Below are 7,738 nucleotides of genomic sequence, written 5' to 3'. Positions count from 1 at the left end.
AGCGACGATATCCGCCAATGCCGCCGTTTACGCGCCGTCGAGATCGTCCGTGAAATTATAGAGCCCTACGAGCCAGAGATCGCCGGGCGGGCGCCCGAAGGCGGCCTGCACCGCCTGCAACACGTTGGCGCCCGCGCGCTTCTCCGGATAGACCGCAAGATAGAGGCGGCCGCGATTGACATTGCCGGAAAACAGCCCGCGAAGCTCCACGTTGAAAGGCTCGATCCGGCTCAATGCGTCGCGCGTGGCTTGCGTCGCCGTCGCCGGCTCACCGGTTGCGAGCGAGCCGCAGAGCGTGGCGTGCAGCTTGCCGCGGCGCTTCGGCAGGATGTTCCAGGCGATCTTGCCGGCGAAGGGCGCTGCCCTGAGTTCATCCTCCAGGGCACGAAAGGCGGGCGAGGCCTGGAGCACTCCATCATCGACCGGTAGCACCAGCGAGAAAACGCGCGGATGCCGGCCCATTTCGTAGAACCTGCCGTCGCGGCGCGCGATGACGCCCGGGTGGTTGGGCGCGACCAGAGGCAGATGGGCGAGCCGGTAGCTCTCGTCGAGCAGGAGCGGGCTCGCAAAGTCCGTGAGATTGCGTCGATAGCCGAGTTCGGCATCCCCGCAGAACGTCGTGCCGATCGCCGCCGGCGTGGCCGCAATGTCAGCCATCGCTTGCGCCTGTCTTGCGGAACGGCAATTCCGCCATGAGCGCTGCCTGGACTGCGGCGATCTGCGCCCGCTCCTGCGTCAGATAGGCAGCGACCGGCCTGCGCAGGCCTGGATCGGCGATATGGTGCAGCGAGCGCGTGATGACGGGCCGGTAGCCGCGCGCCAGCTTGTGCTCGCCCTGCGCCCCGGCCTCGACGCGGGCGAGGCCGTGCGCGATCGCATAGTCGATCGCCTGATGGTAGCAGACCTCGAAATGCAGGAAGGGATGGTCCTCGATGCAGCCCCAGTTGCGGCCGTAGAGGGTGTTGGCGCCGCGGAAATTGATGGCCCCGGCGATGTAGCGCCCGGCGCGCTTCGCCATCATGAGCACGATGCGCTCGCCCATCGCCGCGCCGACCCGCGAAAAGAACGCGCGATTGAGATAGGGCCGGCCCCATTTGCGCGAGCCGGTGTCCTCGTAGAAGGCGAAGAAGTCGTCCCAGACACCTTCGGTCAGATCACGACCCGACAGCGCCTCGACGGTGATGCCGGCCGAGAGGGCCTCGCGCCGCTCGCGCTTCAGCGCCTTGCGCTTGCGCGAGGCCAGCGTCGCCAGGAAATCGTCATAGTCCGCGAAAGCTTCGTTCTGCCAATGGAACTGCAGGTCGTTGCGCTCCAGGTAGCCGGCCTGCTCCAGCGCGGCGACGTCCGGCTCCTGGGCGAAGGTCACATGGACGGAGGAAGCCTGCGTCTGCGACCGCAAGGCCTCCAGGCCGGCGATCAGCGCCGCCCGCGCCTCCGCGGCGCGGGGCCCATCGGCGACGAGCAGCCGTGGCCCCGTCGCCGGCGTGAAGGGCGCTGCGACCTGCAGTTTGGGGTAATAGCGCCCCCCCGCACGTTCATAGGCGTCGGCCCAGCCATGGTCGAAGACATATTCGCCCTGGCTGTGGCTCTTGAGGAAACTCGGCGCTGCGGCCAGCAACTGGCCCATCTCGTCCTCGACGAGGAGGTAGGCGGGCGACCAGCCGCTGCGGCGGCCGGTGCAGCCGCTCTCCTCCAGCGCCATCAGGAATTCATGGCTGACGAAAGGGTTGTCCCGATCGGTCGCGGCATCGGCATCGCCGGACGCCGACAGGGCGTCCAGCAATGCGTGGGGATTGGCGCAGGCATTCCATGCGCCTGCGGGGATGGCGCTGAGCGAGGTCGCGACGCGAACGCTGAGACCCGCGCTGGCGCCGTCGCTCAAGGACGAAAGCCCTCGAAGACCATCTGGTCGGCGAACTGCGCCGCCCGCTGCCGCTCTTCCGGCGTGCGCACCGTCCAGCTCATAAGCGGCATCCCCAGCGCGTTGCGGCAGAGATAGGGCGCCGCGCTCTCCAGATCGACGACCTTCCAGGAGAGGAAATGCGGCTGGCTCTCGGTAAAGTGCAGCAGGTTGGCGAGGGCATGCTTCCGGACCGGCGACAGGCTGTCGTAGTCGCCGTAATCATAGGCGTTCATCGCTACGATGCCGCGTGGAATCTCCGGCGCGATCTCTCGCAGCGCAGTCACGATATCGGGATCGAAGGACTTGATCACGATCGGATGGCTCTTGTAGCCGGCGAGAACCTCGGCCGTCCGACGCGTCAGCGCCAGGTTGCCGTCGAACCGGCTCTTGATCTCGATGACGAGGGGCACGCGCCCGCCGATCAGGTCGAGGAAGCCCGACAGGGTCGGAATGCGGTCGCTGCTGCCCTTCAGCACGATCCTGGAGAGCGCGTCGGCCTTGCGCTCGACGACGGCGCCGCTTTCGCCGGTCAGGCGGTCGAGCACGAAGTCGTGGAAGACCACGGCGTCACCGTCGGCGGTGAGCTGGACGTCGCACTCGATGCCGAAACCGCCGGCAATGGCGGCCTCGGCCGCGGAGGCGCTGTTCTCGATCACGCCGGCCGCAAGCTCGTGCAGGCCGCGATGCGCGATCGGCCGGGCAATCAGCCAGCCCAAATCGGGCCGGCTGACGGTGTTGGAAGACTGTGCCATCAGATGATCTCGAACATCGCCTCGACTTCGACGGCGGCGTCAGCCGGAAGTTCGGCGACGCCCACGGTCGAGCGGGCATGGCGCCCCTTGTCGCCGAGCACTTCGACCATCAGGTCCGATGCGCCGTTCATGATCGCCGGCAGCGCCGCGAAATGCGGGGCAGCGTTGATGAAGCCGCCGAGGCGCACGCAGCGCACGATCCTGCCGAGATCGCCGTCGAGTGCCGCCTTCGCCTGAGCGAACACGTTGATCGCGCACAGGCGCGCCGCTTCGAGGCCGGCTTCGTTGAAGATCTCGGCGCCGAGCTTGCCCTTGTGCTTGTCGGAGAGCTTTCCGTCGAGCCCGAAGCAGATCTGGCCGGAGATGATCAGGAGGTTTCCGGTGATGACATAGGGCACGTAGTTGGCGACCGGAGCCGCCGGGCTTGGCAGTGTGATTCCGAGTTCGGCGAGGCGCGTTTCGACGACGTTCATGAGCATGGCTCCGCGAGCGAGGCAGGGTCTCTGGGACCGATCTTGCGAGACCGCCTTTCATGGCCGATGCCCGGACGGCCCGCAAGCATCGGGGCATGCCCGGCAGGCAGGGCTGGTGCGGCGTCGGGAGCCGGGCTCACCGCCATGTTTGCGCCATTGCCGCAATGCACCTAGATTTCCAACCGAGGATGGAACGGAAAAGCGGCGCAATGAACGACACAAGCTTGAGGCTGGCTGGCCATGCGGGCCGGGTCGGTATCGCAGCCCTGCTGCTGGCCGCGGGGCCGGCCTGGGCGCAGGTGACGGCGGCGCAGCCCGCGCCGGACCGGGTGGTGCTTGCGCCACACCGCGCCGTCTACGACCTCGTCCTCGACAACGCCAAGCCCTCGGGGAACATCGAGGCTGCCAAGGGGCGCATCGCCTTCGAGTTCACCGGCGATGCCTGCGAAGGCTATGCGCTGTCCTTTCGGCAGGTCACGCAGCTTGGCACCGAGGCGGGGCCGCGGGTGATCGATGCCCGGACAACCAGCTTCGAGGCGGGCGACGGCGGAAGCTATCGCTTCAAGACCGAGAGCTCTTCCGGCGGCACCAAGCCGGAGACGATCGACGGCACGGCCGAGAAGAACGGCGGTGGGTACGAGGTGAAGCTGCGCCAGCCCAAACCCGAGACGCATCGGGAGGGCGCCGACGCGCTGTTCCCGAACGCGCAGATGAAGGCGGTGATTCAGGCGGCGCGCGCCGGAAAGCCTACGCTGAACGTACGGCTCTATGACGGCGCCAATTCCGGCAAGGAGGTCTACGACACGCTCTCGATCATCGGGAAGCGGATCGAGAGCGAGCCGTCGGAGAAACCGCTGCAGCGCACCGAATTCGAGAAGATGGCGCGCTGGCCGGTGACGATCTCCTATTTCAAGGTCGGCTCGGGTGAATCGACGCCGTCCTACACGATCTCCTTCGAGCTCTACGAGAACGGCGTCACCGGCGCGATCAGGCTGGACTACGGGAGCTTCGCGCTGCGTGGCACGCTCACGCGCCTGGATCTTCTTCCTCAGGAAGCTTGCGCGAAATAGCCGGCTCGCCGGAGCGGCGTTGCGGCAGCCTGAGGCTGAGCCCCTTGCCGATCGCTTCGTCGCCGAAGCGGGCGCGCAGCTTGTCGAGCGCGCCCTCCATTGCCTTGAGACGCGGCGTCGCGGTATCCGCGAGATCGCCATGGTCCGCTTCTTCCGGCGGGCTGAAATCGCTCGTGCCGATGCCGATCAGCCGGTAGCGCGGGCCGTTGCATTCGCGCTTCAGCAGATCGCGCCCGGCCGCGAACAGGCGGGCGGCGAGCTGCGTCGGCTCGGGCAGCCTGGTCGCGCGGGTTATGATGTGGAAATCGGCCGTCTTCAGCTTGAGAGTAATGGTTCGCCCGGCGAGTTCCTGGGCCTTCAGCCGCTTCGAGGTCTTCTCGCAGAGCCGCCACAGGATCGGCTCGAGTTCCTCGAAGGCCGAAAGATCGACGTCGAGCGTCGTCTCGCTCGACACGCTCTTGGTCTCGCGTTCGGGCGTGACCAGGCGTGCATCGATGCCGTTGGCGAGATTCTTGAGGCGCGGGCCGTCCTTGCCGGCGAGGCGGAAGAGCTTTTCGACCGGCGCCTCGCGCAGGTCGCCGATCAGCTTGAAGCCGCCCTCCGCCAGCTTGGCGACGCTCGCGGGGCCCATGCCGGGGATCAGGCTGACCGGCTTGTCGGCGAGGAAGGCGACCGCCTCTCCGCGGCCGATGATCGAGAATCCGCGCGGTTTGTCGAGGTCGGACGCGACCTTGGCCAGGAACTTGGCGTAGGACAGCCCGACCGAGACGGTGATGCCGAGCTCGGCCTCGACCCGCTTCGCGAAGCGCGCCAGCGTCACGGCCGGGCTGGCGTGGTGAAGGCGCTCCGTGCCGCCGAGGTCGAGAAAGGCCTCGTCGATCGAGAGCGGTTCGACCAGTGGCGTCAGCTCGCGCATCATCTGCCGGACCTCGCGGCCCACAGTGACGTATTTCGCCATGTTCGGCTTGACCACCACTGCCTCTGGGCAGGCCTTCAGCGCCTTGAACATCGGCATGGCCGAGCGCACGCCATAGGTGCGTGCGATGTAGCAGCAGGTCGAGACCACCCCCCGCTTGCCGCCGCCGACGATGACCGGCTTGTCCTGGAGGCTCGGGTCGTCGCGTTTCTCGATCGTCGCGTAGAAGGCGTCGCAATCGATATGGGCGAGATTGAGGGTGTCGCGCTCGGCATGGCTGAGCAGTCGTGGCGAACCGCAGGCCGGGCAGCGCCGCTGCGGGCCGACGGCATCATGATCCGCCAGGCAATCGCGGCATAGGCTGCGCAGCCGGTGGGGGGCGGCGGTCACGAGAAGTCGTCCGGCTCCGGCCCGGCGAGGACGTGGCGCGCCGAAGCCACGATTTCAGGATTCAGCCTTAAATTTTCGGCAAATTCTAGCAGGAGCGAATCGCTTCCCGCGATATGGTCGAGCACGGCGCCAAGGAAGCCGGGCTCGCCTGCCGCTGAGCGCAGATTGGCAGGGTTGAGGCCGGTCGCGCTCAAAAAGGGCTCGATCCGCTCCGGTTCCGCGGCCAGGAAGGCGAGGGCACGCAGCGCCAGCGTCTCTGCGTCCTCGATGGTCAGTCTTGGTGCCATGGCCTGGGAGTCGCGTATCCGGTTTGTGTTTCGTCAACTGCTCGCGTGCTACCACAATCATCGAACGACGCCGCCATTTTGGAAAGGCCGCCGGCATATGGCGGACGCTCCCTGGCGCGAATGAAGGGCGGCCTGATGAAGACGATCCTGATCGTCGAAGACAACGAGCTCAACATGAAGCTCTTCAACGATCTTCTCGAGGCGCATGGCTATGCGACCTTGAAGACGTCCGATGGCATCGAGGCTATCGAGCTGGCGCGGACGCATCACCCGGCGCTGATCCTGATGGATATCCAGCTTCCGGAGGTCTCGGGCCTCGAAGTCACGAAATGGATCAAGGAGGACGATGACCTCAAGACCATTCCCGTGGTCGCGGTCACGGCCTTCGCGATGAAGGGGGACGAGGAACGGATCCGCGAGGGGGGCTGCGAAGCCTATCTCTCCAAGCCGATCTCCGTGGCCAAATTCCTGGAGACGGTCCGCACCTATGCCGGCGCGGCCTGAGCGGCCAGTGAGTGCACCATGACCGCCCGCGTCCTCGTCGTCGACGACATCGCCGCCAATGTGAAGCTGCTCGAGGCCCGGCTGACGGCCGAGTATTTCGACGTGGTGACGGCGCTGGGCGGACGCGAGGCGATCGCCATCTGCGAACGCGGCGAAGCGGACATCGTCCTGCTGGACGTGATGATGCCGGGCATGGACGGCTTCGAGGTCTGCAGGCGGCTGAAGCGTACGCCGGCCACCGCGCATATTCCCGTCATCATGGTCACGGCGCTCGACCAGCCGCGCGACCGGTTGCAGGGGCTGGACGCCGGGGCCGATGATTTCCTGACCAAGCCCCTCGACGATGCCGCTCTCCTGGCCCGCGTGCGCAGCCTGACGCGCCTCAAGGAGATGACCGACGAGCTGCGCAGCCGCGCCATGGCCTCCGCCCGGCTCGGCATCGCCGATCCGCTGGTGGCCGCGGCGGCCGAGACCGGCCTCAACGGCCGCATCCTGCTCGTCGAGGACCGCCCGAACGCGGTGGAGCGCATCCAGAGCGCCCTGTCCACCTTCCACGAAGTCGAGGTCGAGGGCGACGTGCAGCAGGCGGCGCTGCGTGCCGCCGAGGGCAGTTTCGACAGCGTGATCATCAGCCTCAACCTGCAGGACCAGGATGGTCTGCGCCTGTGCAGCCAGCTGCGCTCGCTCGAACGCACGCGCAACCTCTCGGTGCTGCTGATGGGAGAGGCCGAGGATCGCGCCCGCATCCTGCGCGGCCTCGACCTTGGCGCGCATGACTTCCTGCTGCGCCCGATCGACCGCAACGAGCTCCTGGCCCGTGTCCGCATCCAGGTTCGTCGCAAGCGCTTCACCGAGCGGCTGCGCGACAGCGTTCAGTCGTCGATGGAAATGGCGGTGCGGGATCAGCTCACGGGGCTGCACAACCGCCGCTTCATGGACAGCCGGCTCGCGATGATGTTCGACGAGTCGGCCCTGCGCGCCCGGTCGCTCGCAATCCTGCTGCTCGACATCGATCACTTCAAGGCCGTCAACGACTCCTGGGGCCACGATGCTGGTGACGAGGTGCTGCGCGAATTCGCCGTGCGGGTCCGCGCCTGCACGCGCGGGATCGATCTCGTCGCGCGCCTCGGCGGGGAGGAGATCGTGGTGGTCCTGCCCGACACCGGGCGCGCAGCCGCCAGCCATGTCGCGGAGCGCATTCGCGAGCGGGTCGAAAGCGAGCCTTTCGCCATCCAGAACGGAACGCGCGACATCCGGGTGACGGTCTCGGTCGGCGTTGCGTATCGCCGGGCCGGAGACGCGTCGTCGGCGGACATCATGAAGCGCGCCGACGACGCGCTGTATCGGGCGAAGGACGGCGGCCGCAACCGCGTCATCGTCGCCAGCGCCGCCTGAATCCGGGCGTGTCCGAGCCGTAACGCGGCCGCGGCGAAGGCCGGCGCC

The 7,738-nt window shown here is 67.3% G+C and carries 9 protein-coding genes; 3 read left to right on the top strand and 6 right to left on the bottom strand.

The window, feature by feature from the left end; translation table 11 throughout:
- Positions 1-27: 27 nt before the first annotated feature.
- The 4 genes from ACIPIA_RS06790 to ACIPIA_RS06775 are packed head-to-tail and all read right to left on the bottom strand — an operon-like array spanning position 28 to position 3,128.
- Positions 28-657, bottom strand: a complete 630-nt coding sequence (locus ACIPIA_RS06790) for a 2'-5' RNA ligase family protein (protein ID WP_400507909.1) — start codon at positions 655-657, stop codon at positions 28-30.
- A complete protein-coding gene (locus tag ACIPIA_RS06785; protein ID WP_400507908.1) occupies positions 650-1,882 on the bottom strand; it encodes a GNAT family N-acetyltransferase in 1,233 nt (410 codons plus the stop codon). Before ACIPIA_RS06785 ends, ACIPIA_RS06790 begins: the two co-directional genes overlap by 8 nt.
- On the bottom strand, positions 1,879-2,655 hold the full coding sequence (locus ACIPIA_RS06780; protein ID WP_400507906.1) for a glycerophosphodiester phosphodiesterase family protein: 777 nt from the start codon (positions 2,653-2,655) through the stop codon (positions 1,879-1,881). The genes ACIPIA_RS06785 and ACIPIA_RS06780 overlap by 4 nt, the downstream gene beginning before the upstream one ends.
- The gene (locus ACIPIA_RS06775) at positions 2,655-3,128 is read right to left on the bottom strand and encodes a RidA family protein (protein WP_400507904.1); all 474 of its coding nucleotides are present in this window, start codon (positions 3,126-3,128) and stop codon (positions 2,655-2,657) included. The genes ACIPIA_RS06780 and ACIPIA_RS06775 overlap by 1 nt, the downstream gene beginning before the upstream one ends.
- 209 nt (positions 3,129-3,337) lie before the next feature.
- On the opposite strand from ACIPIA_RS06775, the gene ACIPIA_RS06770 reads away from it, so the two are divergent.
- Complete coding sequence (locus ACIPIA_RS06770; protein ID WP_400507902.1) at positions 3,338-4,198, top strand: cell envelope integrity EipB family protein; 861 nt, start codon at positions 3,338-3,340, stop codon at positions 4,196-4,198.
- Here the strand turns inward: ACIPIA_RS06770 and ACIPIA_RS06765 are convergent.
- On the bottom strand, positions 4,155-5,504 hold the full coding sequence (locus tag ACIPIA_RS06765) for a DNA polymerase IV (RefSeq protein ID WP_400507901.1): 1,350 nt from the start codon (positions 5,502-5,504) through the stop codon (positions 4,155-4,157). The genes ACIPIA_RS06770 and ACIPIA_RS06765 overlap by 44 nt on opposite strands.
- A complete protein-coding gene (locus ACIPIA_RS06760; protein ID WP_400507899.1) occupies positions 5,501-5,791 on the bottom strand; it encodes a DUF3572 domain-containing protein in 291 nt (96 codons plus the stop codon). Before ACIPIA_RS06760 ends, ACIPIA_RS06765 begins: the two co-directional genes overlap by 4 nt.
- Positions 5,792-5,923: 132 nt before the next feature.
- Here ACIPIA_RS06760 and ACIPIA_RS06755 point away from each other — a divergent pair, with 132 nt between their 5' ends.
- Both ACIPIA_RS06755 and ACIPIA_RS06750 read left to right on the top strand, forming a co-directional pair.
- Positions 5,924-6,295, top strand: a complete 372-nt coding sequence (locus ACIPIA_RS06755; RefSeq protein WP_400507911.1) for a response regulator — start codon at positions 5,924-5,926, stop codon at positions 6,293-6,295.
- 18 nt (positions 6,296-6,313) lie between these two features.
- The gene (locus tag ACIPIA_RS06750) at positions 6,314-7,690 is read left to right on the top strand and encodes a PleD family two-component system response regulator (protein ID WP_400507897.1); all 1,377 of its coding nucleotides are present in this window, start codon (positions 6,314-6,316) and stop codon (positions 7,688-7,690) included.
- Positions 7,691-7,738 lie beyond the last annotated feature (48 nt).

It is taken from the genome of Allobosea sp. CER48 (assembly GCF_044752385.1).
GTDB lineage: Bacteria > Pseudomonadota > Alphaproteobacteria > Rhizobiales > Beijerinckiaceae > Allobosea.
This window is presented reverse-complemented; position numbering and strand designations above follow the sequence as displayed.

What these genes read in the sequence shown, in the direction of transcription:
- ACIPIA_RS06790 (WP_400507909.1), bottom strand. Translation starts at nt 657, where the DNA reads ATGGCTGACATTGCGGCCACGCCGGCGGCGATCGGCACGACGTTCTGC.
- ACIPIA_RS06780 (WP_400507906.1), bottom strand. Translation starts at nt 2,655, where the DNA reads ATGGCACAGTCTTCCAACACCGTCAGCCGGCCCGATTTGGGCTGGCTG.
- ACIPIA_RS06775 (WP_400507904.1), bottom strand. Translation starts at nt 3,128, where the DNA reads ATGAACGTCGTCGAAACGCGCCTCGCCGAACTCGGAATCACACTGCCA.
- ACIPIA_RS06770 (WP_400507902.1), top strand. Translation starts at nt 3,338, where the DNA reads ATGAACGACACAAGCTTGAGGCTGGCTGGCCATGCGGGCCGGGTCGGT.
- ACIPIA_RS06760 (WP_400507899.1), bottom strand. Translation starts at nt 5,791, where the DNA reads ATGGCACCAAGACTGACCATCGAGGACGCAGAGACGCTGGCGCTGCGT.
- ACIPIA_RS06750 (WP_400507897.1), top strand. Translation starts at nt 6,314, where the DNA reads ATGACCGCCCGCGTCCTCGTCGTCGACGACATCGCCGCCAATGTGAAG.